Origin of the sequence: Microbacterium testaceum (assembly GCF_003075375.1) — a bacterium.
Taxonomy (GTDB): Bacteria; Actinomycetota; Actinomycetes; order Actinomycetales; family Microbacteriaceae; genus Microbacterium; species Microbacterium testaceum_E.
In genome coordinates this window covers 23,729-48,138 of the sequence record NZ_QDFT01000008.1, presented here as the reverse complement: position 1 = coordinate 48,138, position 24,410 = coordinate 23,729, and the positions used below count along the sequence as shown (strand labels likewise).

Annotated in this window: 30 protein-coding genes; 16 read left to right on the top strand and 14 right to left on the bottom strand. The window is 69.2% G+C overall.

Going from position 1 to position 24,410, the window contains the following annotated elements; all coding sequences use genetic code 11:
• Positions 1-5: 5 nt before the first annotated feature.
• Positions 6-944, top strand: coding sequence for an aldo/keto reductase (locus DC432_RS05065; RefSeq protein ID WP_116536938.1), 939 nt, complete (start codon positions 6-8; stop codon positions 942-944).
• A gap of 9 nt (positions 945-953) precedes the next feature.
• On the opposite strand, the gene DC432_RS05060 is transcribed toward DC432_RS05065, so the two are convergent.
• Positions 954-1,277 carry a hypothetical protein gene (locus tag DC432_RS05060; protein WP_116536937.1) on the bottom strand — a complete coding sequence of 108 codons (324 nt, stop codon included), beginning with the start codon at positions 1,275-1,277 and terminating at the stop codon, positions 954-956.
• A gap of 196 nt (positions 1,278-1,473) precedes the next feature.
• On the opposite strand from DC432_RS05060, the gene DC432_RS05055 reads away from it, so the two are divergent.
• Positions 1,474-1,629, top strand: coding sequence for a hypothetical protein (locus DC432_RS05055; protein WP_207770748.1), 156 nt, complete (start codon positions 1,474-1,476; stop codon positions 1,627-1,629).
• Between the two features lie 172 nt (positions 1,630-1,801).
• Here DC432_RS05055 and DC432_RS05050 read toward each other — a convergent pair whose 3' ends face one another.
• Positions 1,802-2,170, bottom strand: a complete 369-nt coding sequence (locus tag DC432_RS05050; RefSeq protein ID WP_116536935.1) for a hypothetical protein — start codon at positions 2,168-2,170, stop codon at positions 1,802-1,804.
• A gap of 81 nt (positions 2,171-2,251) precedes the next feature.
• Between DC432_RS05050 and DC432_RS05045 the strand changes: the two genes are divergently transcribed.
• Together DC432_RS05045 and DC432_RS05040 are read left to right on the top strand one after the other, a co-directional pair.
• Complete coding sequence (locus tag DC432_RS05045; RefSeq protein ID WP_116536934.1) at positions 2,252-2,833, top strand: MarR family winged helix-turn-helix transcriptional regulator; 582 nt, start codon at positions 2,252-2,254, stop codon at positions 2,831-2,833.
• Complete coding sequence (locus DC432_RS05040; protein WP_116536933.1) at positions 2,830-3,621, top strand: transglutaminase-like domain-containing protein; 792 nt, start codon at positions 2,830-2,832, stop codon at positions 3,619-3,621. Before DC432_RS05045 ends, DC432_RS05040 begins: the two co-directional genes overlap by 4 nt.
• Positions 3,622-3,640: 19 nt before the next feature.
• Here the strand turns inward: DC432_RS05040 and DC432_RS05035 are convergent, their stop codons facing one another.
• Positions 3,641-4,333, bottom strand: a complete 693-nt coding sequence (locus DC432_RS05035) for an esterase/lipase family protein (protein ID WP_243393032.1) — start codon at positions 4,331-4,333, stop codon at positions 3,641-3,643.
• Between the two features lie 119 nt (positions 4,334-4,452).
• Between DC432_RS05035 and DC432_RS05030 the strand changes: the two genes are divergently transcribed.
• Positions 4,453-4,701: a hypothetical protein gene (locus DC432_RS05030; RefSeq protein WP_116536932.1), complete on the top strand. Its 249-nt coding sequence runs from the start codon at positions 4,453-4,455 to the stop codon at positions 4,699-4,701.
• 107 nt (positions 4,702-4,808) lie between these two features.
• Here the strand turns inward: DC432_RS05030 and DC432_RS05025 are convergent, their stop codons facing one another.
• Positions 4,809-4,994 carry a hypothetical protein gene (locus DC432_RS05025; RefSeq protein ID WP_116536984.1) on the bottom strand — a complete coding sequence of 62 codons (186 nt, stop codon included), beginning with the start codon at positions 4,992-4,994 and terminating at the stop codon, positions 4,809-4,811.
• A gap of 298 nt (positions 4,995-5,292) precedes the next feature.
• Between DC432_RS05025 and DC432_RS05020 the strand changes: the two genes are divergently transcribed.
• Positions 5,293-6,315, top strand: coding sequence for a TerC family protein (locus DC432_RS05020; RefSeq protein WP_116536983.1), 1,023 nt, complete (start codon positions 5,293-5,295; stop codon positions 6,313-6,315).
• Positions 6,316-6,432: 117 nt separating this feature from the next.
• Complete coding sequence (locus DC432_RS05015; protein WP_116536931.1) at positions 6,433-7,398, top strand: LLM class F420-dependent oxidoreductase; 966 nt, start codon at positions 6,433-6,435, stop codon at positions 7,396-7,398.
• A gap of 40 nt (positions 7,399-7,438) precedes the next feature.
• Here DC432_RS05015 and DC432_RS05010 read toward each other — a convergent pair whose 3' ends face one another.
• The 4 genes from DC432_RS05010 to DC432_RS04995 all read right to left on the bottom strand — a co-directional run bounded on the left by DC432_RS05010 (position 7,439) and on the right by DC432_RS04995 (position 9,910).
• Complete coding sequence (locus tag DC432_RS05010) at positions 7,439-8,374, bottom strand: helix-turn-helix domain-containing protein (protein ID WP_165801183.1); 936 nt, start codon at positions 8,372-8,374, stop codon at positions 7,439-7,441.
• Between the two features lie 241 nt (positions 8,375-8,615).
• Positions 8,616-8,993: a PPOX class F420-dependent oxidoreductase gene (locus DC432_RS05005; RefSeq protein ID WP_243393031.1), complete on the bottom strand. Its 378-nt coding sequence runs from the start codon at positions 8,991-8,993 to the stop codon at positions 8,616-8,618.
• Positions 8,987-9,529 (bottom strand): 2'-5' RNA ligase family protein, encoded by a 543-nt coding sequence (locus tag DC432_RS05000; RefSeq protein WP_116536929.1) that lies wholly within the window; start codon positions 9,527-9,529, stop codon positions 8,987-8,989. The genes DC432_RS05005 and DC432_RS05000 overlap by 7 nt, the downstream gene beginning before the upstream one ends.
• A gap of 3 nt (positions 9,530-9,532) precedes the next feature.
• The gene (locus DC432_RS04995; protein ID WP_116536928.1) at positions 9,533-9,910 is read right to left on the bottom strand and encodes a DoxX family protein; all 378 of its coding nucleotides are present in this window, start codon (positions 9,908-9,910) and stop codon (positions 9,533-9,535) included.
• Positions 9,911-10,074: 164 nt separating this feature from the next.
• Between DC432_RS04995 and DC432_RS04990 the strand changes: the two genes are divergently transcribed.
• Positions 10,075-10,368 carry a hypothetical protein gene (locus DC432_RS04990; protein ID WP_116536927.1) on the top strand — a complete coding sequence of 98 codons (294 nt, stop codon included), beginning with the start codon at positions 10,075-10,077 and terminating at the stop codon, positions 10,366-10,368.
• Position 10,369: 1 nt separating this feature from the next.
• Here DC432_RS04990 and DC432_RS04985 read toward each other — a convergent pair whose 3' ends face one another.
• Positions 10,370-10,696, bottom strand: coding sequence for a hypothetical protein (locus DC432_RS04985; RefSeq protein ID WP_116536926.1), 327 nt, complete (start codon positions 10,694-10,696; stop codon positions 10,370-10,372).
• Between the two features lie 186 nt (positions 10,697-10,882).
• Between DC432_RS04985 and DC432_RS04980 the strand changes: the two genes are divergently transcribed.
• Positions 10,883-11,338, top strand: coding sequence for a MarR family winged helix-turn-helix transcriptional regulator (locus DC432_RS04980; protein ID WP_116536925.1), 456 nt, complete (start codon positions 10,883-10,885; stop codon positions 11,336-11,338).
• Positions 11,339-11,363: 25 nt separating this feature from the next.
• On the opposite strand, the gene DC432_RS04975 is transcribed toward DC432_RS04980, so the two are convergent.
• A complete protein-coding gene (locus DC432_RS04975; RefSeq protein WP_116536924.1) occupies positions 11,364-11,678 on the bottom strand; it encodes an ATP-dependent DNA ligase in 315 nt (104 codons plus the stop codon).
• Between the two features lie 80 nt (positions 11,679-11,758).
• Here DC432_RS04975 and DC432_RS04970 point away from each other — a divergent pair, with 80 nt between their 5' ends.
• Together DC432_RS04970 and DC432_RS04965 are read left to right on the top strand one after the other, a co-directional pair.
• On the top strand, positions 11,759-12,778 hold the full coding sequence (locus DC432_RS04970) for a glycoside hydrolase family 6 protein (protein ID WP_116536923.1): 1,020 nt from the start codon (positions 11,759-11,761) through the stop codon (positions 12,776-12,778).
• Positions 12,779-12,897: 119 nt separating this feature from the next.
• The gene (locus DC432_RS04965; protein WP_207770747.1) at positions 12,898-13,833 is read left to right on the top strand and encodes a response regulator transcription factor; all 936 of its coding nucleotides are present in this window, start codon (positions 12,898-12,900) and stop codon (positions 13,831-13,833) included.
• Between the two features lie 92 nt (positions 13,834-13,925).
• Here the strand turns inward: DC432_RS04965 and DC432_RS04960 are convergent, their stop codons facing one another.
• Positions 13,926-15,395: a glycosyltransferase family 2 protein gene (locus DC432_RS04960; RefSeq protein WP_116536922.1), complete on the bottom strand. Its 1,470-nt coding sequence runs from the start codon at positions 15,393-15,395 to the stop codon at positions 13,926-13,928.
• A gap of 141 nt (positions 15,396-15,536) precedes the next feature.
• Here DC432_RS04960 and DC432_RS04955 point away from each other — a divergent pair, with 141 nt between their 5' ends.
• Positions 15,537-16,616: a hypothetical protein gene (locus tag DC432_RS04955; RefSeq protein WP_116536921.1), complete on the top strand. Its 1,080-nt coding sequence runs from the start codon at positions 15,537-15,539 to the stop codon at positions 16,614-16,616.
• Between the two features lie 15 nt (positions 16,617-16,631).
• Here DC432_RS04955 and DC432_RS04950 read toward each other — a convergent pair whose 3' ends face one another.
• Positions 16,632-17,438: a fructose 1,6-bisphosphatase gene (locus DC432_RS04950; protein WP_116536920.1), complete on the bottom strand. Its 807-nt coding sequence runs from the start codon at positions 17,436-17,438 to the stop codon at positions 16,632-16,634.
• A gap of 175 nt (positions 17,439-17,613) precedes the next feature.
• Here DC432_RS04950 and DC432_RS04945 point away from each other — a divergent pair, with 175 nt between their 5' ends.
• Both DC432_RS04945 and DC432_RS04940 read left to right on the top strand, forming a co-directional pair.
• Positions 17,614-19,281 (top strand): sensor histidine kinase, encoded by a 1,668-nt coding sequence (locus tag DC432_RS04945; protein ID WP_116536919.1) that lies wholly within the window; start codon positions 17,614-17,616, stop codon positions 19,279-19,281.
• A complete protein-coding gene (locus DC432_RS04940) occupies positions 19,278-20,396 on the top strand; it encodes a hypothetical protein (protein WP_116536918.1) in 1,119 nt (372 codons plus the stop codon). The genes DC432_RS04945 and DC432_RS04940 overlap by 4 nt, the downstream gene beginning before the upstream one ends.
• Here the strand turns inward: DC432_RS04940 and DC432_RS04935 are convergent, their stop codons facing one another.
• Positions 20,397-21,032, bottom strand: coding sequence for a hypothetical protein (locus tag DC432_RS04935; protein ID WP_116536980.1), 636 nt, complete (start codon positions 21,030-21,032; stop codon positions 20,397-20,399).
• A gap of 87 nt (positions 21,033-21,119) precedes the next feature.
• Here DC432_RS04935 and DC432_RS04930 point away from each other — a divergent pair, with 87 nt between their 5' ends.
• Together DC432_RS04930 and DC432_RS04925 are read left to right on the top strand one after the other, a co-directional pair.
• Complete coding sequence (locus DC432_RS04930; protein ID WP_116536917.1) at positions 21,120-22,904, top strand: DUF4012 domain-containing protein; 1,785 nt, start codon at positions 21,120-21,122, stop codon at positions 22,902-22,904.
• 172 nt (positions 22,905-23,076) lie between these two features.
• Positions 23,077-23,631, top strand: a complete 555-nt coding sequence (locus DC432_RS04925) for a hypothetical protein (protein ID WP_116536916.1) — start codon at positions 23,077-23,079, stop codon at positions 23,629-23,631.
• A 64-nt stretch (positions 23,632-23,695) separates the two neighbouring features.
• Here DC432_RS04925 and DC432_RS04920 read toward each other — a convergent pair whose 3' ends face one another.
• The gene (locus DC432_RS04920) at positions 23,696-24,388 is read right to left on the bottom strand and encodes an endonuclease/exonuclease/phosphatase family protein (RefSeq protein ID WP_116536915.1); all 693 of its coding nucleotides are present in this window, start codon (positions 24,386-24,388) and stop codon (positions 23,696-23,698) included.
• Positions 24,389-24,410: the final 22 nt, after the last annotated feature.

Below are 24,410 nucleotides of genomic sequence, written 5' to 3'. Positions count from 1 at the left end.
GAGGGATGCGAACACTCCCCCTCGGCCCCACCGGCATGACTGTCCCCAACGTCGTCGCCGGCATGATGCGCATCGACGACAAGACCGACGACGACGTCAAAGCCCTCTACATCGCGGCTCGCGACGCCGGCATCGACTTCTTCGACCACGCGGACATCTACGCCCGGTCCCTCCACTCCGCCGAGACGAGGTTCGCAGAGGCCCTCGACCTCAGCTCCTCGGAGCGCGACGAGATCCGTCTGCAGACGAAGGCGGGCATCGTTCGCGAGGGGCCGTACTTCGACTTCTCGTACGACCACCTCGTCAGCTCCGTCGAGGCGTCGCTGCGCGCGCTGAGAACCGACTACGTCGACGTCCTCCTGCTGCATCGCCCTGATGCGCTGGTCGAGCCCGAAGAGGTCGCTCGGGCATTCGATCACCTCGAGGCTGCCGGAAAGGTACGCGCCTTCGGCGTCTCGAACCACACGCCCCGGCAGATCGACCTGCTGCGGACGGCCGTTCGTCAGCCCATCGTCGCCAATCAGGTCCAGCTGTCGATCGCGCATGCCCCGCTCGTCGTCCAGGGGCTCGCGTCGAACATGGAGAGCACCGGGCAATCGGTCGTCCGGGACGGCGGCGGACTCGTGGAGTACTGCCGGATCGCGGGGATCACGCTCCAGGCGTGGTCGCCGATCCAGGGCACGCGAGCCGGGGGCGGCACGTTCCTCGGGAACCCCGAGTACGCCGAGCTGAACGCCGTCATCGACGAGTTGGCGGCGCGCTACGACGTCACCGCTCTGGCGATCGCGGTCGCCTGGATCACTCGGCATCCGGCCGGCATTCAGGTAGTCCTCGGCACGACGACCCCGCAGCGCATCACGGATGCCGCGGCGGGATCGCAGATCGCCCTGACGCGCGCGGAGTGGTACGCGCTGGTCCGGGCGGCGGGCTACATCGTCCCGTGATCGGCGTCGTCAGTCGCCCCGCCGGCCACGTCGGCCGCGAGCGATGACGACGATCGCCCCGACGACCACGACGGCGGCCGCGAGGAGGGGGACGAGAACGAAGGCGAGCCGACCGCCCTCAGCCTCGGGATCCGGATCGGTCTGAGCGGGACCGTCTTCGACGACGCCGGACGAAGCGACGAGAGGGACGGACGCCGACGTCGCCGCGTCGATCGGTGAGACCACGAGGACCGGGGCGGGCTCGGCGAATACCGGCGACGCGGCGAACGCGGGTGCCGCACCACCGGTGACGAGGAGGGCTGCGACGGTCGTCGCGATGAGGGGGGAACGCATGGGTGTTCCTTTCGTCGGTCCGGTCACCGTAGCCAGCACCCGATCCGAAAGCGCGACGCTGGACGGATGGACGCGAGAGCGCTACGCGTCGCGCCTATGCTGGCCGCAGACACGGGAAGGGAGGTACACGGTGACGCGAGAGACGAGGTTCCCCCTCGGGGCGATCGCGAGTTCTGTTTCGGCGCTCATCTGCGCGGTGCCGACTCTGCTCTTCCCCGCCGACTCGCCCATCGCCCCGAAGCTCGGCTTCTTGACGGTGGGGGCTGTGTTCTTCGCTCTCGGCGTTCTGCGCATCCGGGCCGAGGGCCGGACGCCGCCCGCCGATGGCGAGGTGGACGTCACGCGGCAGTGACGGCCTCGAAATCCCCTGCGGTGATGATCGTGAGGGGCTCTGTGGGCAGATCCCAGGACGCGATGGGGTCCATCTTCTTCTTCCTGATGAGGTGTCGCCGGCACGGTTGCCCGACGGCGGGGTGAGACGTCGCGGCTGCGCCGGGATGTCGAGAGAAGCCGCAGACGGTCGGTTACGCGGCCCGGGCCAGCGAGCGTGCGGCTTTGGCGGGGGCGGTGCGCGCGGGGGTGCGGACGGCGGGCTCTTCGATGTCGATGTCCAGGCTGAGTCCGCGCGAGGAGTTGGCGTCGTTCGCCATGCGCTTGAGGAGGTTCTGGTCGAGGGCCTCGGGCTGCTCGGAATCGAAGACGAACCGCAGGGGGATGGACGGCTGCAACCAGATGGTCGAGCGCCCCACCGGCTCGTCCGCTCCGTGCACCCAAGACAGGGTGAAGCTCTCGCCTCGGCGCAGCTTGGTCGCCACGACCACCTTGACGTGCGCCAGCATGCGGTCATCGATCGTGATCGGCTCGGTGGTCGTGCCGTAGAAAAGCTTCGCCATGGTGTACCCCTCTGCTCGTTGCTTGAGTGACAACTTACTAGTTAGACTAGCGAATAGGCAAGTGAGTTATTAGGAGCGTGGATGAACGGGCACAGCACCTCACCTCCGTCGTACTGGTACAGCGAGAGCACCGAGGACGAGCGGGGCGCACGGGTGATGGAGGCCATGCGCCTCTACCGCGCGGCCGAGATGACCATGCGCCGGCAGACGCAGACGTCGATGGCCATGGGAGAGAACGAGTTGCTCGTCCTGCGCTTCCTCACGCGAGCGGGCGCCGCGGACCAGGACGTGACCCCGATCACCCTCGCGCGCCACCTCGGGGTCTCGACGGCGTCCGTCACGGCTCTCCTCGATCGACTCGAGCGCTCGGGCCACGTGGCCCGCGCTCCTCACCCGTCGGATCGTCGAAAGGTGGTCGTGTCCCTCACCTCGCACGCGGACGCGGAGATGCGCGAGACGCTCGCCGCGATGCACGCACGCATGATGCAGGCCACGCGGGGCATGAGCGAGGGCGAGACGCAGGCCGTCACCGCGTTTCTGCAGAGGATGCGGTGCGCGGTGGCCGATGTCTGCGCCGAGTGGAGCCTCGGCTGCTGCGGCCTGGCGAGCACGGCTCCGGAGTCGTCGGCGTCGGCTCCCCTCGTGCCGGGTGCCGCCGCATGAGGGCGACGGTCTCGGTCAACCTCGTTCTGCGCGTGGGTGCCGACGCCGACGTGGTCCTGTCGATCGCGCCGCCCGCCGCATGGGTCGACGACGAGGAGCTCGTCGTCGTCGCCGTCGATGAGCCGGTCGAGGTCCTCGTGAGCCCGGACGCGCACGGAGGCAGACTCCACCGCGCCAGCCTCCCCCGGGGACCCGTGACGGTGCGCTATAGCGCGGAGACCCGCGCCCCGGCCGCCCCCGCGCCATCCGACGAGCTCGATCCCGTGCGCTACCTGCGACCCAGCCGATACGCCCCCTCCGACGCCCTCACCGAGGCGGCGTCGCGATTCCCGGACGCGTCCGCACGTGACACGCTTCACCATGTGTCCCAGTGGGTCCACGATCATCTCCGCTACGTCCCCGGCTCGAGCGGTCCGACCGATTCCGCCTCCGAAACGCTCCGCGCCCGTGAGGGCGTCTGCCGCGACTACGCGCATCTGACGATCGCTCTTCTGCGCGCCCGTGGCGTGCCGGCCCGCCTGGTCTCGGCCTTCGCCCCCGGGCTGGACCCGATGGACTTCCATGCCGTCGTCGAGGCATTCGTCGAAGGGAGATGGGAGATCGTGGATGCCACGCGACTCGCGCCGCGTCCGCACCTCGTCCGCATCGCCACGGGCCGCGATGCCGCCGACACAGCCTTCCTGACGACGCTCTCCGGCGCGATCGCGGTCGAGGAGATGGTCGTGACGGCCGTGGCATCCGATGCTCTCGAGAGCGACGACCACGTCGGAACCGTGCTCCTCCCCTGAGCGCGCGCGGCCGGTCGAGTCAGCCGGCGAGGCGGATGACCTCCGCCACGACGCGCGGCGAGGCGAGGACGCGGAAGTGCCCACCCTCGGCGAGCTCGATGTTGCGCGCTCCCGCGAGCTCACTGCCCTCCGGTATGTGCGGATCGAAAGGGCCGTAGATGGACACGATCCGGGTGTTGACCTCGGCGGATGCGGCGAGCGCTCGCATCGTGGCATCCCCCGTCGCGAATGCGCGGAGCGAGGGGGTCGGCATGACGCGGCTGTAACGCGAACCACCGAACGGCGTCGCCACCGCGACCATTCCGCGGATGCGCGCACCCACGGGGTCGAAAGCCATCACGTGCTTTCCGATGAGTCCACCCTTGCTGTGCGCGAGCAGGACGACCTCGTCGAGCCCGCGAGCCTCGATGAGCGCCGACACCTGGGCCGCTGATGAGGCGATGGGGCGCCTGTTGCCACCGAGCTCGGTCACCACGTGGACGGGATGACCGTGGGCATGCACGGCTGCGGCGAGCGGCTCCAGGAACCGCCACGTCTCGTAGATCCCCGGGAGCAGGACGATCGGGACCCCCGGTCCCTCGGCGAGCGGGTCGGGCGCCGTGCGGCCGGTGAGGGCACGGGTCTGACCTCGAACCGCGAAGACGTAGTCCCGCGCCCACCACTCGAGGCGTTGCCGCAGGTTGATCGCCGGGGTCACGGCATCCATCGACATGCCCCCATCTTCGCCTCGAGCACGACGAACGCACGGGGGTTGCGTAGGGGTGCGCTCCACATCCTCGTCGGGACCGCAAGCCCGGGATCGGTGGTTCCGGCCCGACCTATCGTGTCGCCATGAACATCTCGGACATCACCTGGAACGAGCCCGCCCGCCAGAAGATCCTCGACGACGCGGACCGTGTCCTGCGCGAGGCCGTCGTCGCGGTCGCACGCGAGAACGACGGCATCTCGTCGGACGAGGCATTTGCCCAGATCAACGGACGCATCAAGGATCGCTTCATCGACTACGAGCCCGGCCCCGACATCCGCACCTACGCCGATGCGATCGCCGCGGGCGAGATCCCGACCGACGACGCGGAGTGACACGAAGGCTGCGCGCCTTCGGATCCGCTGGGACCCGCGAACGCTTCGACGACTCCCGTTCGTGGAGCCCGCCCCCCAGCGGGCTCCGGACGGGAGTCGTCCGGGACTCAGCGGTCTTCGCCGTATCCGCGGATGCTGCGCAGATCGTCCTGCAGGTCCTCCTGCGCGGCGTCGTCCTCGACCGCCGCATCGGCCGCGCGCTGCTCGCGCGCTCCGTCCTTCTTCTCGTCGACGCCGGCGTCGGTCGCGCCGTCCATGACGGGGGCGTCCTGGGTCTCTTCTCGTTCGGTCATCGTCATCCTCCTCGGAATGGGGTGTTTCGGCATCCTCTCGGACCCCGTGGCGACGCCGCCGGGGCTTGCGCGCCACCCCGAGACGTGTTCGCCGCGACTACCACAGCGGCTCGAGACGTGTCCAGTCCGCACTCTCCCAGGCGGCTCCCGTAGAATCGCCTGAGCAAGGGGAGTACTCCCGTCGCGACGATCCCGTCAATACGGTCCACGCCATCGTGGACCCGGGACGTCGGCCCATCTCGCCGGGTGGAGGAGACCTTGGTGTCTCGTCGTACACCGATTTCCCTTGGAGGCCGCCGTGGGCGTCACCCCCCTCATCTGGATCATCACGATCGCGATCACGATCGCATTCTTCGTGTTCGAGTTCTTCGCGCACGTGCGCAAGCCGCATGAACCGACCATCGGAGAGTCAGCCCGCTGGTCCGCGTTCTACATCGGCCTGGCGTTGCTGTTCGGCGTCGGCATCGGCGTCGTGTCGGGCTGGACGTTCGGCGGGGAGTATTTCGCCGGGTACCTGACCGAGAAGGCGCTGTCGATCGACAACCTCTTCGTCTTCCTCATCATCATGACCGGCTTCGCGGTGCCCAAGAAGTACCAGCAGAAGGTGCTGATGATCGGCATCGTGATCGCCCTGATCATGCGCGGCGCGTTCATCGCCGTCGGCGCGGCCCTGATCGAGAACTTCTCGTGGATCTTTTACATCTTCGGCGCCCTGCTGCTCTTCCTGGCCTACCGGCAGGCGTTCTCGCACGGTGACAGCGACCCGGCGAACGGCAAGTTCATGCAGTTCGTGCGTCGCGTGCTCCCCGTCTCCGAGGAGTACAACGACGACAAGCTGACCGTGAAGAAGGACGGCAAGCGCTTCGTCACCCCCATGCTGCTCGTCATCATCGCGATCGGCTTCATCGACCTCGTCTTCGCCGTCGACTCGATTCCCGCCATCTACGGCCTGACCAACGAGGCGTACATCGTCTTCACCGCCAACGCCTTCGCCCTGATGGGTCTGCGTCAGCTGTACTTCCTGATCGGCGGTCTGCTCGAGCGCCTCGTCTACCTCGCGCAGGGTCTGGCCGTCATCCTGGCCTTCATCGGCGTCAAGCTCGTCTTCCACGCCCTGCACGTCAACGAGCTGCCGTTCATCAACGGCGGCGAGCCGCTGCTGTGGGTTCCCGAGATCCCGATCTGGTTCTCGCTGCTGTTCATCGCCGCCACAGTCGCGGTCGCCACGGTCGCGAGCCTGCGCAAGACCCGGAACGACGCGCAGAAGAAGGAACGTGAGACCTTCGACGGCGAGAAGGTCATCCACGCCCCCGAGGACTGAGCCCTCGGCGACACGGCGGGCCCGAGGCATCAGCCGCGGGCCCGCCGTCGTCTGCCGCATCACGGCGCGGAGCGCAACCCCGCCGAACCCGTTCCGCGCGCGTCCTACCGTGGCCGCATGACGCGATTCGGCTACACCCTCATGACCGAGCAGAGCGGCCCCAAGGCTCTCGTGGACTACGCGATCGGCGCCGAGCGCGCCGGCTACGACTTCCTCGTCTCAAGCGACCACTACTCCCCCTGGCTGGCCAGTCAAGGCCACGCCCCCTACGCCTGGACGGTCCTCGGCGCCGTCGCCCAGGCCACCACCGACGTCGAGCTGATGACGTACGTCACGTGCCCGACCGTGCGCTACCACCCGGCGGTGGTGGCGCAGAAGGCCGCGACGCTCCAGTTGCTCTCCGACGGCCGGTTCACCCTGGGTCTGGGTTCGGGCGAGAACCTCAACGAGCACGTCGTGGGTGAGGGTTGGCCAGCGGTGCACGCCCGACAGGACATGCTCGTCGAGGCGATCGAGATCATCCGCGCCCTGCACACCGGCGACCTGGTCACCTACGACGGCGAGTATTTCCGCGTCGACTCGGCACGCGTCTGGGATGCCCCCGAGGGTGGGGTCCCGATCGGAGTGGCGGTCTCGGGCGAGAACTCCATCAAGGCCTTCGCCCCGCTGGGCGACCACCTCATCACCACCGAGCCCGACGCCGACATCGTGTCGGGGTGGGACGAGCACCACGACGGCGAGTCCCGCAAAATCGGTCAGATCCCGATCAGTTGGGATCCGGACAAGGATGCCGCCATCGCCCGGGCGCACGACCAGTTCCGCTGGTTCGCGGGTGGATGGTCGGTGAACGCCGACCTGCCCACGCCCGCGGGGTTCGCCGGCGCCTCGCAGTTCGTCCGTCCCGAAGACGTGGCGGAGTCGATCGCGTGCGGCCCCGACCTGGACGAACTCGCTGAGAGCGTGCGGCCCTTCATCGACGCCGGCTTCACCGACATCGCGATCGTGCAGGTCGGCGACGCCCAGCAGCAGCGTTTCGTCGACGAGGTGGCCGCGCCGCTGCTCGACAAGCTCCGCGCCCTCTGAGGCACCAGTGGGGGTGCGGCGCGAGCCGTGCCCCCGCGCTTCAGCGGACGGTGTATCCGGACTCGGCGACCCACTGCTCGAGGCGCCACACCGGCAGCCGGAAGACGCGCGCGACCGCGGGAAGCGGGTGATCGGCCTCGGTGACGGCTGCGACCGCGAACTCCCGCAGCGATCGGAAGTTCCGGCCGGCGAGAACCCCCTCGCGCAGGTCGGCGAAGGTGCGCAGCTCTTTCGGGGCCCCCGCCCCCGGCGCGACCAGCACGTAGCGCGACGTCCCACCCATGCCCTGCTCGGCCGCGCGGCGGTGCACCTCAGAGGCCGCAGAAGCCCGTGATGCCGCACCGGCCACCGGGCGCGGCTCCGGTGGAGCCTCGCGGCCACCCCCGTTCCCGGGGGGAGGGGGTGCCGGCACCGCCGCGTCCCATGCCGCAGCCGGGAGAGGCCCGCCCCAGGTCTGCTCGGTGGCGACGAGATGACCGGGTACGACCGCGCGGGGCACCTCGCGAGCCGGAGCGCTCGGAGCAGAGGGCGGTTCGGGCATTTCGCGGGGAGCGATCGAGTCGGTCCACGGGGCGGGAGGCAGTTCCCCTCCCCAGACCACCTCGCTCGGCACCACGTAGGCACTCGCCGTCGCAGCGGGCGTGGGTGCCGCCGTCAACCATGGCGCCGGGGGCAGTTCCCCACCCCACGCGACTCCACCCGACGAGGCCGCATCGGCGACCGATCGCTCGGGGGCGGGTTCGGCGAACAGCTCCGAGACACTGATCTCGAACGTCTCGGCCAGGGCCACGAGGGTCGCCAACGACGCCGTGGTGCGGCCCGCCTCGATCGCCCGCAGACGCGATTCCGACAGACCCGACTCGAACGACAGCTCCACCAGCGACAGGTCGCGGTCCTCGCGGAGCCGGCGCACGCGGCCGGCCAGGGTGCGCAACACGTCGTCGAGACGACTGTCCAAAGACGGGTCGGCGGTCACGACGGCATCCCCTCTCCACGGGTCCGGAAACGGTCCGCGGACGTTCCACGAGTAGACCGACACGCCCGGAAGACTGCGCCCCGAGGGCGGAAAGACGAAACCGATCGCCGTCTCATCCGTGCCTGTGACCCCACCCGCATGCGCCTCTCGTCGAGCGATCGATAAAACCGTGTCCGGGGAGTGACGTCTGAACAATATCGCGTCCGGCCCGCGGCCTCCGCCAGGCGGACGCCGAAGCGCGTCAGGCCCGGAACGCCGCCGAGCCGAGCACGCGCTCGACGGTCATCTCGAGAACGACCCGGTCGGGGTTGACCCGCGGCTGGCGGTAGCGCGCCGCGTACAGGTCGACGGCGCGGGCGACGGCGTCGGGATCGTCCGTGACCCGCGCCGGCCCCTCGAAGCTGATCCACTTCGCCCCGTCGACCGAGCAGATCGACGCCCGCCCGTCGCGGGCCGCGTTGACGAACTTCTGCGTCCCGCGGGATCCGATGACCCGGACGACACCGTCCTCATGGGTGAAGCCCACGGGGACCGCGTGGACACGACCGTCCCGTCCGATCGTGGACAGGGTGGCCAGATGGTACTCGCGCAGGAATTCGCGCGCTTCGTCGGTCAGCACGTCTCCAGCGTGCCATGACCGACGAGGTCCGTCACGGTCCGGGACGCGGCATCCCACCGACGCAGTCCCACGGCGCGCGCCGGGAGATCCTGCTCGCCTGTCTCGGACCATACGGCGAGCGCCTCGCCGACGCGCTCGATCGGAACCCGCCGCGCAATGGTGACGTGGGGCGTCCACGCCCCCGGACGCGTGTGATCCGCGTCGCCCCCGGGGCCCGCCGTCTCGTGCACGCGGGCATGCAGCGCCAGCAGCCCCGCCGTCGGGACGACCGATCGCGCGATGACGCGCGTGCGGCCCGCGCCGAAGAGCAGGGGCGCTCCCAGGGTCAGCGGCAGGGGGAACAGGGGCGACAGCGGCTCCGCGGCGACCTGGGCGAGGCCCGGACGCACCAGCAGCGTGATGTGGGGGCGGTTGCTCTCGCCCTTGTGCTGCGCCTGGCTGGGCAAGCCCGCCTGCGCCAGCGCATCCCACTCGGCGCGCACCGCGGCATCCGTCTCCTCGTCCAGAAGGAGTTCGAGACTGACGACGTCCGTCATGAGTCAGCGCGTCGACCACCAGGCGGCGGCCACCAGCCCGGGTTGGAAGAACAGACGCACGAGACGCTTTCGATCGGTGTCGAGACCGAAGGCGGAACGACCCTTGCGCCACTGATCGATGTTGCCCGGGAAGATGGCCACGAAGAACGCCGCCAGCGCCGCACCGATGCGCCGCCGCTCGCGCGGCAGGGCGAGCAGGGCGAGCCCGAACGCCGCTTCGACGACACCGGATGCCACGACCACCGCGTCGCGATCGAGGGGGCCCTTCTCGACGAGGGCGTCCGGCACCTGTGCCTGGAAATCCTGCCGGGCGAACGTCAGGTGGGACACGCCGGCGAAGAGCATCGCCAGGGCCAGAGCCCAGCGCACGACAGATCTCATAGGGGAACGCTAGCGATCGCTCCGAATCGATCATGCGGGCTTGACGTCCACGCCGTCGCCCTTCCGCCGCTGCCGACGGGGCGCTAGATCACCCGTCCCGATTGCGCAAGCCCAGGCCGCCGACGGCCGCGCGCGGTTGACTGATCCAGACGAAGGAGGTGTCCATGACGATGACCGATGCGGCGAGCCCCGCCACCACAGACGACGATCTGGACGCCCTTCTGCGGCGTGCGGCGACCGGCGATTGCGACGCGTTCGTCGCGTTCTACGATGCGACCGCGCCCCGCGTCTACGCGGTCTTGCTGTCGATCACGGGAATCGCGGCTCGCGCCGATGCCCTCCTGGAGGGCATCTATGTCGAGGCGTGGGAGCGCATGCGCGGTCGCGCCGCTCCCCCGTGCCCGGGAATGCAGTGGATGTCGGCCATCGCCCACCGTCACGCAGCGGGTCGCGCCTGAATCATCCCGCCGGCGCCGTCGCGGCGGCGCCGTGCTCCTCGAGGTCGACCGTCAGGCCGCTCGACGAGTTCGCCGATGTGGCGTAGGCCTGCAGCAGAGCGGGGTCGAGCATCTCGGGCTCGGTGGAACCGAAGACGAAACGCAGGGGGATCGAGGGCTGGATCCAGATCGTACTGCGACCCGCATGCTCGCCCGAGGGATGACGCCACGACATGGTGAAGCTCTCACCCCGCCGGAGCTTGGTGGCGATGACCACTTTGACGTGCGCGAGGACGCGGTCCGGGACGCGGATCGGGCTCTCGGAAGAGCCGTAGAACAGTAAGCCCATGAGCCTCTCCTTCCGGGAATCCCGGTATCGAATATTTTACTAGACAACCTAACTATCGCAAGTGACGAGGATGGGAATTCCCGACGTCCGCGGGTTTTTAGACCGGGCTGAATTAGATCGGTCAACTGGAATCTCGGCGACCGAACTACACTGTCCGACGGGGGCCTGACACGCCCGAGGAGACTGATGACGATCGAGATCGACGACGACCAGGCCACGGCAGCGGCGCGCGCGGTCGAACGTCTGCGGCTCGCCGAAGCCCGTCTCGCCCGCCGCCGCCAGACCGACTGCGGCCCCAGCGAGAACGCGCGGGCGGCCATGCGCCTCATCCTCGAACGCGCGGACGCGGGAACAGGCGTGACGCCGACCGAGATCGCTCAGGCTCTCGCCATCTCGACGGCCTCGGTGACCGGGATGCTCGACCGCCTGCACGCGGGCGGCCTGATCGGCTTCGTCGCCAACCCCTCCGATCGGCGCAGCAAATACGTCGTCCCGTTCGATCGGGATGCCGATCCCGACGCCATCGACCCCGTGACGGCTCGGATCCGGGAGTTCGCCCTGGCCCTCCCCGAGGACACCGCCGGCCAGCTCGCCGCCTTCCTCGACCGCGTACGCGAGGTCGTCGACGCCGAATGCGCGTGACGACATCGGCGAGCCAAGCGGCCGCTCAGACGGCGGACGCCGACTCGGGATCGGGTTCGGCCACGATGCTGAGACCCTGCGGCGCGCTCGCCTCGTTCATCAACTCGTCGACCCAGCGCCGGTTCAGCTGCGGCGCGCGGCTGCCGTAGAAGTGGAAGACGAGGGGGATGGACGGAGAGATCCACAGGGTGCGCGTGCCGCTGCCGTCGCCCATCGGGAAATGGAACATGAACGGCTCGCCGCGGCGCAGCTTGTTCATGAACACCACACGGAGGTGGGAAAGCGTGCGGTCCTCGATGTCGAACGAGTGACCGAGTGTGTTGTAAACCAGTTTCCCCACCCTGACAGCCTATCCCGACGAATGGACTTAACTACTCCGATGCCGCTCGACACTCCCTCGACTAGAGTCGGAAAGTGACGATGAGACGACGGATCACCGAGCGCGCGCGTCGCATCCCCCGCTCGGTCCTCGCGATCGGCGCGGTCGTCGTCGTCGTGGCCCTGGTGGTCGGAATCGCCGTCGTGGGAAATCTCGTCACGACGCTCTTCCGGACCCTGGCGGCCGCGCCCCCGGCCGTCGACACGAAGATCGTGGTCGCCGACGAATCCAAGGCCGCGCAGGCGGCGCGCGGCGACGGCGCCGACGCGGATCAGACGGCCGCCGCGCAGTGGCTGGCCGCGCAGCCCACCACGTACTGGCTGACCCCCGAGATAGACCCGATCGACGAGGTGTGGGACCGCGTCGCCCACCTCGCCGCCGAAGCGCGCGAGCAGAAGGCGACGCTGTCGGTCGCGGTCTACGGCCTCCCCGATCGGGACTGCGGCAACCACTCCGCGGGCGGCCTCGACCCGGACTCCTATCGGGAGTGGACCGCGCGCATCGGCGACGCGCTCGCGAACGCCTCGGATGTCCGCAAGATCGTGATCCTCGAGCCCGACAGCATCGCTCTGGCCTCCTCGTGCGGTTCGATCGAGGACCGCGCCGGCTACCTTCGGACGGCGGTCGACGGCATCCGCGGAATCGACACGTGGATCTACCTCGACGGCGGCCACTCGGCCTGGCATCCTCCCGCCGAGATGGCGGGGCTCCTGCGGGCGACCGGACTGCTCTCCGACGTGCGGGGCGTGGCTTTGAACGTGTCGAACTACCAGGACACGGCTGCCGAGTTCGACTACGCCCACGCGCTGTCCGACCAGCTCGGAGGACTTCACGCCGTGATCGACACCTCGCGCAATGGTGCGGGGCCTGCGGGATCCGAGTGGTGCAACCCCTCTGGCAGGCTCGTCGGGAGCCCGGGCGGCACCTACGGCGACGGAGTCGTCGATACCAACCTGTGGATCAAACCGCCGGGCGAGAGCGACGGCTCGTGCAACGGCGGTCCGGACGCGGGCACGTGGTGGCCGGATGCCGCCGTGGAGCTGACGCGCGAGCAGCGCTGACGCGCGCATCACGGGATGCGCACGCGAAATGTGCCAAGATTGCGCTCGTCGCGTCGCGACGCCGTGTCTCGGGGGAGTACGCGGGCACGATCTCGTGCGAAGCCGGAAGAGTGGGTCAAATGAGCGACAACACCGAGCTGCTGAAGACAGCCGTCATCGTCGAAGACGATCCCGACATCAGACACCTCCTGGTCGAGGTGCTCGAGTCGGCCGGTTTCTCGACGGTGTCGGTCGGTAACGGCATCGACGGCGTCCGCGCCGTGATCGCGTACCAGCCGCTCATCACCACCCTCGATGTGAACATGCCGGGTATCGACGGGTTCGAAGCAGCCCGTCGCATCCGCGCGCAGAGCGACACCTACATCATCATGCTCACGGGCCTCGAGGAGGAGGCCGACGTCGTCCTCGGACTGGGCGCCGGAGCCGACGAATACGTCGTCAAGCCTTTCCGTCCCCGCGAACTCCGAGCGCGGATCGAGGCCCTCCTGCGTCGTCCGCGCAGCGGTGACGCCGTGCCCTCCTCGGCTCCCCGGCAGGACAGTGTGGGCCCGTCGTTCCCGGCACCGCGGACCGAGACTCCCGTCGCGGCTCCCGCGCCCGCGCCCGCTGCCGCGGTGGTCGTCCCGTCGTCGCAGGGTCCCGAGCCCCGCGCAGCCGCACCCGGCACCGACATCGCGCACCGCGCCCCCGCGGGTGAGCTGACACCCACCGGCGGCACCTGGGTCGCGCATCGCGACCTCCAGCTCGATCCCGACAGTCGCCTCGTTCGGGTCGCGGGCGAGGAGCTCGACCTGACCCGCACCGAATTCGACCTCCTCGCGACCCTCATGGAGTCCAAGCGCCGGGTGCGCAGTAAGGCCGACCTCACCCTCGTCCTGCGCGGCGAGTCCTACGTCACGAGCTACTTCGTCGGCGAGGCCGACAAACGCGCCATCGAGGCCCACATGACCAACCTGCGTCGCAAGCTCGGCGACAACCCGGCGAACCCGCGCTACATCGAGACGGTGCGCGGTGTCGGGTATCGCCTGACCTCGGAGCTGCTCACCGCGCCGTGAACGCCACCCGCGCATGACGGATGCCTCGACCCTCCCCAGGGCCGAGGCATCCGTGTTTTCTGACGCGTTCGGGCGATCAGATCGGGGGTCCGTCAGACCTTGAAGCCGTGCTGGCGACGGACGAGCTTGGAGAACATCAGGAGGGTCTGCAGCACGGTGACCACCCCGACGATGGGCCACCCGATCCACAGGATCGAGGACTGCACCATCGGGCCGACCATGACCCAGATCACGGCGAGCGCGATCGCCACGGCGATCAGCACCACCATGGGCGTCCAGTGGCCGAGACCGCCACCGCGCTCGGCCTTGGCCTGCATCGCCCAGTTGTCCACCTTCTTACGGGAGAGGAAGCGGGTCCACGAGCGGACGAAGTGACTGATGCGGATCCACATGAACAGCTCCGCGGGCAGGAAGAGGATCGCGAAAAGGATGTCCGTGCGGTTGACGTTCTTCATCGTGCGGGCGATGCGCAGGTTCAGCAGCATGGCGATCACGGGCGGGATGAGCCAGAGCGGAGAGAAGACGAAGGCGCCGATCGACAGCGAGCCCGCCAGAAGGGTCAGGAAGGCCACGCGCACGAACAGGTTGGTCAGCATGCCGAAGTTCTCGAACCAGCGCAGGCGCAGGTTGGGGTGGAACGGCTGCCCCTTGGTGTCGCCGCGCTGGCCGGGCCACATGAGCTCGATCGCACCGTACGTCCACTTCACCTGCTGCGCGTCGTACCCCGACAGGGTCGTCATGCCGCCCACGTCAGCGCGCGCGTAGGGGCTGATCTTGGTCAGGTAGCCGGCGCTCTTGATCTGCAGCGAGAGCAGCGAGTCCTCCACCTCGGAGTCCTTCACCCACGGGGTCGACTGGTGGTTCTGCTTCATCGCATCGCGCAACGCGTTGGTCGAGAAGATCGAGAACTGTCCCCCGAGCACGGCCATGTTGCGGCCGCGCAGCATGTTCTGCAGGTTGAAGGCGGCGAACTGCGTACGCTGACCTGCGGTCAGGAATCGCGCCATGAGGCCTTTGATCGGCTTGTCGTCGATGGTGTAGATCGCCGAGATCCCGCCGATGCGCGAGTCCGAGACGGCCTCGGTTTCGAGGTATTCGACGGCCTTGCTGTCGGCGATCGTGTCGCCGTCCACGCCGAGCAGGTAGTCGTACCCCTCGACGAGCGAGTAGCCGTAGTTGAGGGCGCCGACCTTCTTATCGGGGTTCTTGCCGATGTCGTGGACGAAGACCTCGGTGAACTGCTCGCCGAGTTCCGTGTGGATCTCGTGGGGCCCGCTGTACTCCGAGGCGATCTTGACGGTGGCGTCCGAGGTGTTGTTGACGACGACGTGGATGACGTCGGGCACACGCGTCTGCGCGAGCAGGGCCTCGATCACGTCTGCGATCGACTCCTCCTCGTTGTACGCCGGGATGACGCATCCGATCGTCGAGCGGTGCACCGACGTGTTCTCGAGGACCGCGGCGAAGTCGTCGGCGAAGCCGTGCTCCTCTGCCGCCGTCAGCTCGCGCGGGTGCAGGCTGAACCCGCGGGCGTCGGAGGTGAAGCTGCGCGCATCGGTCATGGCGTTGTCTTCCTGTCGGTGGAGTGGCGTATCGGCCATGTCCCACTCTGGTAGGTTCACCGCAAGACGACCGCCTCCCACGGCGACCGTCTGCGCAAGATTCCCTCAAGATTGCGTCGGCGCCGCAGAAGGAGACGACTCGTGATCGTCCTCGCCCTGCTCGCATCGATCCTCGCCGCCGGCGTCGCCCTGACGATGCTGATCGTCGCCCACGGCCGCCCCGAGGACGACCGTGGCGGACCCCGAGCCGACATGGTGCGGTATTTCGGTCTGGCTGCGGTGGCGGCCCTCGTCTGCGGCGCGATGAACGCGCTCGAGACGGCCGGCGGCGGTGTCGGCGCCGCCGCCGGCGGCAACGCGGCGAACCTTCTCGCCCCCGGTCTTCTCTGGGCGGGCGCTCGACGCCTGAACGGCCGCCGGGCGATCGGCGCGGTCAGTACCGGCGCCGGCGCCATCCTGATGTTCGGTCTGACGTTCCTCGTCGCCCTCGAGGATGCGACGCTGCTCAAGACGGCGGGGCTGGTCGTCTTCGGCGCCCTGGGTGCATTCGAGTGCGCTCGACGACCACTCGGTGGTCTGCGCGCAGCTCGCCTGCTGTCGTGGACGCTGGGCGTCTACGCCGCGTACAACCTGGTGCGCCTCGCGGCCGCGGCGATCGTCGGCCCCGAGGCACTGACCTCCGCGGGGCCGGTCTCGGCGGAGTCGACGGCGGCGGCGAGCGCAGTGGCGATCGTGTGCGTCTCGGTAGGCGCGGTGTTGATGGGCCGGCAGCTCGACGACGCCCCCGCGCCCGGGACGCGCGCACACGACCGCGGCGCGTTGCGCCGTCAAGCGGTCCGCCTGCTGAGCGCGCACGAGACCGTCCGCGCCACCCTGGTGCGCGTGCCCGAGATCGACCTCATCCGGGCGGCCCACACCATGGAACGCGGCGAGGTGATGCTCAAGACCGTCGCTGAAGCCCTCGAGGACGCCGTCCCCGGGACGGTGACGGGGATGCCGGCCCGCGACACCGTCTTCTCGGTCGCTGCCGCGACCGTAGACGCGGCCGAGGTGGAGAGAGCGGTGCGACGGGCCTTCGCCCGGCGCATGCCGTCGATCGATTACGACGACGTGCCCGACCTGTGCTTCGAGCACTACCTGATCATGGATGTCGACGATCTGTCACTGCTCATGGAGAGCAGGAGACTCGGGCCCCGCGAGGGACACCCCGGCGGAGTCTGAATCCGCGCGAGCGGATCAGCCCTGGCCGCCGGTCTGGCCCCATCCCGGCGCGCGACCGGTGCTGCTCGACGAATCCCCGGCCTGCCCCGATGTCGACGCCTGCCCTTCGTCGGCGAAGATGGCGATGGGCAGGTATTGGTACACGGTCTGCTGCGAGAACGACGAGTCGGTGTTCGGCGCCCCCTCGACGGCCACGTTCAAGGCGAACTCGAGGGTGATGCCGTAGGTGTCGACGGGCAGCTGCCGGATCGAGGTGGTCGGCACCAGCAGACCCCCCTGGAAGCTGTTAAGCAGCAGCCCCCGGTCGGACCGCAGCGTGTCCGAGGGCACAAGGGTGCGCGGGTCGGCGCTGAACTGGAACGGGTTGGACACCTGACCACCGGTCTGCGCCGTCTGAGAGGTGACCGAGATCGACGACACGTAGACACGACGCTTCTGCGTCAGCACCGCCTTCTCGTCGACGCGCCGATCCACGACGTTGACGGCGAAGCCGAGCTGCTTCTCGTTGGTGGGCGTCCACTCACGCGTGCGCTTCGGTTCGACCGCCCACACGTCCAGCCGCAGGTCGAGACCATCGGCGACCTCGGACGTCAACGACACGGACCCGTCGTAGGTGAACTGCGAGTCGAAGGGCTTGGCATCGTCCGTCGTCTGCGGGACGGGCGTCGCGACGACGACGGATGAGCCGCCGCCCATCTGCCCGGGCAGGGCGTTGAACGCCTGCGCGACCTGCGCGCACCCGCCCAGGGCCAGGGGGGCGACGAGGGCGAGAGAGAGGGTCAGGGCGGACGCGCGAACGCGTCGGCGAGTGGTCGGGCTCACGGTGGTCTCCTGAGGAAGAAGCGCGGAGTGCGCAGAGGTCGCTGAACGACCATCACGCTGCGGGATGCAGGCCTCAGGGGGAGTCTGACCGGGCGTCGTGACGCAGGATCACGCGCGGCGAGCAGAGACAGGATGGCGCGCAGAAGACTACACCACTCTCTATACACTCGAACTCATGGCATCCCTGAGGAACGTCCCCCCGGCGGTTCCTCCGGATGGCCTGCACGAAGACGAGGCGACGGCGCCGAGCAGCCGCACCCGCACCGTGTGGCTCCTGCAGCTCGTCCTCGGGGCGAGCGTCGTCATCACCGTTCTGCTCGTACAGGCGCTCGAGCCGTCCCTCTTCACCCACTGGCCGTTCTCGTCCGGGGTGGGGGTCGTCATCGCCTTGACGGCGGCGGCGATCGTGGTCCCCTGGCACCGCCTGCCCCGCTGGACCATCTCGCTCCTCCCCTTCGGCGATATCGTCGGCATCGGTCTGCTCAGCTTCGGGACCGATCTGCGATTCGGCTTCTTCTGGGTCTTCCCCATCATCTGGATCGCCACCCACTTCACCCTCGCCTACCTCGTCTCCGCCCTGGCCGCGGTGGGCGTCATCATCGTCGTGGACACGACCGTCAACACCGCCGGCCCCACGTCGGCCCTGCGGTTGATCGTCGTCCTGCTGTCGCTCACCTTCATCGCCATCACGTCCTTCCTGTCGGCGCGCCAGACCCGGGCGTTCAAGCAGTTGCTTCGCCGCCAGGCGAGCCGACTCCAGGGCACGCTCCAGCGGGTGTCCGGCCAGGAGCGACGCGTATCGCAGATGCTGAACGGCCTGGACACCGGCATCGCGCGCCTGTCCGCGGACGGTGAGGTGCTCGCCCTCAACGACACCTACGTCGCGCTCTACGGCGTCGAGCGCGACGAGCCACAACGACCGGGCAGCGCCGTCGAATACGCCACCCTGCGCGGTGAGCCGCTGCCGGATTCCGAGCGTCCCTTCGCCCGTGCCGCCCGGGGCGAGCAGTTCGACGACGAACGCGTCTGGCTCTTCGACCCGCACGGCGAATGGCACGCGCTGTCCGCCTCGACCCGCCGTCTGATCTCGTCCGACGAGCCCGAGAGCACGTTGCTCATCGTCCACGACATCACGGCACTCATCGAGTCCGAGCGCGCGCGCGAACGTCTCGCCGCCACCGTGTCGCATGAGCTGCGGAACCCTCTCACCGCCATCGTGGGACACGCCGATCTGGCCCTGGATGATCCCGATCTCAGCCCGAAGGTGCGCGAGCAGCTCGAGGTGATCGCGGGTGCCGGAGAACGGATGCAGAAACTCATCTCCGAGATCCTGGCCACCTCGAGGGGCGTGTTCCGAGACTCGGCACCTCCCGCGGCCGCCGACGCGAGCCGTATCATCGCCTCGTCGCTGGCATCGTTCCGCCCCGCGGCGAGCGCTCGTCGGGTGAGCGTCGTCGACGACCTGCCGGCATCGGCCGAGGTCAGCGGCGATGCGTTCCGGCTGCGCCAAGCGTTCGACAACATCCTGAGCAACGCCATCAAGTACACGCCGGCGGGGGGAACGATCCGGATCTCCGGCGAGGTCTCCCCTGACGACGTGATCCTGCACTTCTCCGACACGGGTATCGGCATCCATCCCGACGATCTGGCACGGGTCTTCGACCCGTACTTCCGCGCGCAGGCGGTTCGCGACAGCTCGACACCGGGCACCGGTCTCGGGATGGGGATCATCCGCAGCATCGTGGAGGACCAGGGCGGTTCGCTCTTCCTCGAGAGCGAACTGGGAACGGGGACGACGGTGACGGTGGTGCTCCCGACCCGCAGCGATTCCGCCGCCGCATGATGCCCGCGGACGTCCTGTCGAACCTCGGGCTGGCCCAGGCCACCGTCGCGACCCTCGGGACGGTGATGGTCATCGGCCTGGGGTTCCTGCACCGGCCGTCGCGATCGGCATTGCTGTGGTCGCTGGCGTTCGTCCTCGCCATGACGAGTACGTGGGTGTCCGTGACGGGCACGATCCTCGAAGAAGAGGGCGTGCGACGCGCCGGGCTCGGCCTCATGCTGGGAGCTCCCGCGCTCATCTGGTCCGGCTTCCGGGCGCGTCGCGGCGTGCGTGCGCTCCCGTGGGTCGGAGCCGTCTACGCTCTCGCGACCGCCGTGGTGTTCACGACCGTCACCGAGCCGGGCGCCTACGGCCTGTGCTTCCGTCTGGCCTTCGTCGGCGCCTCCGTCTTCGCGGGGCTGACGGCGGCCGAACTGCGACGAGCGGCGGACCGGCTCGAACGGCTCGCGCTCCCCCTGGCCGTCGTGTGCGTCGCGTTCGTCGCCGTCGGGATCGCCATCCTCGTCTCGGGCCTGGCCGCCCCGGCCGCGATCGGCGACCTCGCCCTCGCGCGCGTCATCAATGGCTTGGCGATGCTGATCTTCCTCGTCTGCGCGACGGTGTCGCTGCTGTATTTCACCTCGGTGTCGCCGAGCGGCCGCAGCTCCGCGACCAGCTGGCCGCACTTCGTGGTGACGGCGACGGATCGACTGCGCCGCGCCCGCCGCAGCGAAGAACCGCACTGGGCGGTGCTCAGCATCCGACTCGACGACCCCGCGCAGGTGCGCAGCGCCGCCGGCGAGAGTTCCTGGCAGCGGTTGGCCGCCGTTTTCGAGACGATCGTCGCCGAATGCCTCCCCGCCGAGGCCGATCTCGGGAGTGAGAAGCGCGGTCACGTGGTGGCCGTCGTCTGCCGCCCCGACCCGGCCCTGCGTGGCCACGTGCGAACGATGCTGCAGCGGGTCACCGATCTGGATGCATCGACCCTCGTCGACGTGCAGCTGTCGGCCAGCGTCGGATGGGTTCCCGCCGAGGCCGGCGACTTCGACCTGACCGCGCTCATCGGGGCCGCAGACGAAGCGGCCGCTGCCGCGACCCGCCAGGGTGGAGATCGGTGGGAGCGCGTTCGACTCTGATCAGCCGCCCGTGCTGCCGTCGCCGCCGGCGATGGCGACCGTGAGCGTGTCGCTCGCCGTCTGTTTGGCGAACTCGTTCGACGTCGGGGTGGACTGCACCAGGTACTCGAAGGTGAACTGGAGGGTGACAAATGTCGCGTCGGCGGGGACCTCGCCGACGTTGAACGTCTGCGAGTAGCTGTACGGCGAGAGGACGAGGTAGCCGGGCGCATCGGTCTGATCGACCTGCGCCGGGAGCGGAGAGAAGGACTGCGACGCGTTGCCCGGCACCGCTGTCATCGTGGCCCGCTGCAGGTACACCTTCTGACCGTCGTCGGGGGTGACCGTGGTCACCATGGACAGGCTGACGGGCTTAAGCGCCGTCGGGGTCCAGCGGTCCATCGAGAGCGTCGACCAGTAGTCAACCGTCGCCCCCACGGCGCCGGCGGTCAGCGTGCGCTTCGTCGATCCGCTCGAGAGGTCGTTGCGCACCGGCTGCGGAGCCGCGGTCATCGAGGGGGCGGCCGAGGTCGGGGCCGGCTCCTGCCCGCCGCCCTGCGCCCACGGAGGGGCACCGCACCCGGTGAGGAGGATGAGGGCGCTTCCGATCGCAATGACGCCCGAGACGACCTTGCCGCGTGCTGCTGCGGAACCCATGAACACTCCCCCGGATCGGCTTCTCAGTCTAGGTGGGGCGGGCGGCCGTCGAGGCGCCCACGCTCGAGACGCCCCTAGGGTGTTCGCGTGATCGACTGGGCTTCGCCGGGACGACGTCCGCGCCGGCTGCGTGCCGTACTCGTCTGGGCCGTCTACCTCGCCCTCGCCGCGGGCGCCCTGGTAGCCGTGTGGATCGGAGTGCGCGGAGCGCTCGCGGTCGATCACCTGAGGTCGGCGCAGTCCACGGTGACCGCCGCAGCGCAGGCCGCGGACGACCCCGCGGCGGCCGTCGCGATGTTCGCCCCGGCGGGCGCCGACACCGGATCTGCGCGCGCGTTGACGAGCGACCCGCTCTGGCGTCTCGCGGAGTCGGTGCCCTGGGTCGGGCCTCAGCTGCGCGCCATCGAACGAACCGCCGCGGCGACCGACGACGCGGTCACGAAGGGTCTCGCGCCGCTCGCCGCCATCGCCGGCGACCTCGCACCGGAGGCCCTCCAGCCCGCGGGCGGCGTCATCGACGTCGCCCGATTGGCATCCGCTCACCCCGCCGCCGCCGGAGCGGCCGGCGCGCTCCGACGAAGCGCCGACGAGGTACGGGGGATCGATCCCGCTCCCCTGCTCGGACGTCTGTCCGACACCCTGTCGCACGCCGCGGACGTCCTCGACGCCGCGGCCGATCGCGCCGATGCGCTGGGGCGGGCGACAGCGCTGGTGCCGCAGATGCTCGGGGCGGACGGCCCGCGTTCGACGCTGGTCCTGTTCCAGAACAACGCCGAGTGGCGTTCGCTGGGGGGCGTGGTCGGCGCCGTTGCGCAGATCGACGCGGACGGCGGACGCATCGCGCTCTCGGCGCAGGGATCCTCGGGCGACTTCGCGCAGCTGAGTGCGGAACCGGTGGCTCCGCTACCGGCCGACGTGCAGGGCCTGTACGACACCCGACCGGCGCGGTACGTCCAGAACGTGACCCAGGTGCCGGACTTCGCGGTGGGAGCGCCCCTCGCCCGCGAGATGTGGCGACGCGTGCACGGGTCGGATGTCGACGCCGTGGTCGCCGTCGATCCCGTCACGCTGTCGTACGTGCTCCGAGCGACGGGTCCTGTGCGCCTGCCTTCCGGCGATGAACTGACCGCGGATTCGGCCATCCCGTTGCTGCTGCACGACGTGTACGCGCGCTACGCGGATCCTGACGCGCAGGACGACTTCTTCCGCTCCGCGTCGGTCGCGGTCTTCCAGGCCGTCACCGAGGGGCGGGCCGAACCTGCCGCCCTCATCGACGCCCTCGCACGTGCGTCCTCCGAACGACGACTGCTCATCTGGAACGCGGATGCCGAGACCCAGTCGATCCTGGACGGAACCCCCTTGCAGGGGTCGCTGCCGGTCTCCGACTCGACCCGCAGCACGGTGGCGGTCTACCTCAATGACGGCACGGGTTCGAAGATGGATTACTACCTGCATCCCCGCGTCGAGACGGCATGGTGCTCCGCCCGAACAGCCTCCGTGCACGTCGAGCTGCGCAGCGACGCCCCCGATCCCGCACAGCTGCCTCCTTACGTCACGGGAGCCGGCGTCTACGGGGTGACCCCCGGAAACGCGCTCACGGGCGTGTACCTCTACCTGCCACCGGGGGCTTCGGTCCTCGACCAACGGACGTCGGGCGATGCTCCGGTGACCTCCGGCTTCGCCGGGGGCTCGCACGACGGAAGGCCCGTCGTGAAGTGGTCGGTCGAGATCCCGCCCGGAGCCCTGGTGTCGCTGGATCTGGAGGTGGCGCTCCCCTCCACGCCCATCCTGGACGCCGTCATGACGCCGACACGGGACCCGGGGGAGGTTGCCGCCGTCGGCACGTGCCGCTTCGCGGGCGTCGTGGACTGAGCGCACTCGTCAGGCGACCGGGTGAACTACAGGCCCGGCGTTCGTGAAAGAAGAACCCGTTCACCGACAACGAGAGCCCGCCCGCACGAGACTTCCTACAAGCCATGCGACGCGCAACGGATGATGCGCAGCGCTCAACCGGCCAGACCACGCCAAGCAGATGGGGCACACCATGAAGACCACGATCCTCCGAGCCGTCGTCGCGCTCTCCATCGCCGCCGCCGCCGTGATGGCGCCGACGGCCGCCAACGCCTACCCCGACCAGACCGTGGCCGTTGCGTCCCCGTCGGTCGTCGGTCCGGGCGGAAAGACGACGTTCACCTCCAGCCGCCCCGTCTTCCAGAATGACGAGGACGTGCTGATCTCGATAACGGGCATCAACGCGAACGGGATCACTCTCGCCTCCGTGGCGCCGCAGACCAACACCAGCCTGCGCAGCAAGGCTGTGAGTGGCTCGCTCCGCGTACCCCTCACCTTCCCCCAGAACGCGAGTGGGCGTTACGACGTGACGTTCACCGGCGCACGCAGTGGCGTCGTTCTGCGCGGTTCCGTCACCGTCAGCGGAGCACCCTCATCGCCTGCGAAGGGTGGACTCGCTGTCACCGGCTTCGATGCCGCCAGCACCACGGGGATCTGGCTCGCCGGCGCGGGCCTCGTTGTGGCGGGCAGCGCGGTTGTCGCAGGTGCTGCAGTGCGGCGGCGCCGTCGGCGCACCATCAGCGTCTGAGTTCGCCGCACGAAGGAGGGCCCCGTCATCGACGGGGCCCTCCTTCGTCATCGCCTCCGCCTTTTCAGGCCGTTCGACCGGGCTGCGGAGTCGTCACCTCAGCGGTGACGAGGATCGGCAAGTGATCGCTCAGTCCCTGCGGCAGGGTCCTGATGTGGGCGATGTCGAACCCGACCGACGTCGCGAAGTCGTAATGGCCCTTGAAGAACCGGTAACGCGTGTACGTCCGCGCGTCGCTCAGGGTGAGTTCGTAACCCTGGTCCCGGATCTTCTGGCCCAGGTTCTCTTTGAAGACCGGGTAGTTGTAATCCCCCACCATCAGGGCGGGGAGCCCCGGGCCCAGATCCTGGAGTTCGGACAACGCGGTCCGGATCTGGTGCCGTCGCAAAGAGTTCAAAGCCGTCAGCGGCGCCGCGTGGAACGAGGCCACGATGACATCGCGACCATGGTCGATATCGCGGAGCCGCACACCCAGCATGCGCTCCTCAGCAGGCTTGAGGACGTAGTCGTGAAGGGATTTCTTCAATCCGATCGCGCGGACGTCCTCGGCACGGAACGTGTTCTCGCGGTAGTAGACCGCGAGACCGAGGCGGTTCCGCTGCGTCGCCTCGGCGAGACGTAATCCGCCGATGCGGTCGGGGATGTCGCGGGAGTCGCACTCCTGCAGGCACAGGATGTCCGCCTCGTGCTGCTCGACGAGGGAGACCAGCTCTCCGGCGGCGCGGTGCTTGTTCAGGTTGTACGAGATGACCTTCATGGCCTGCACAGCCTACGACCGC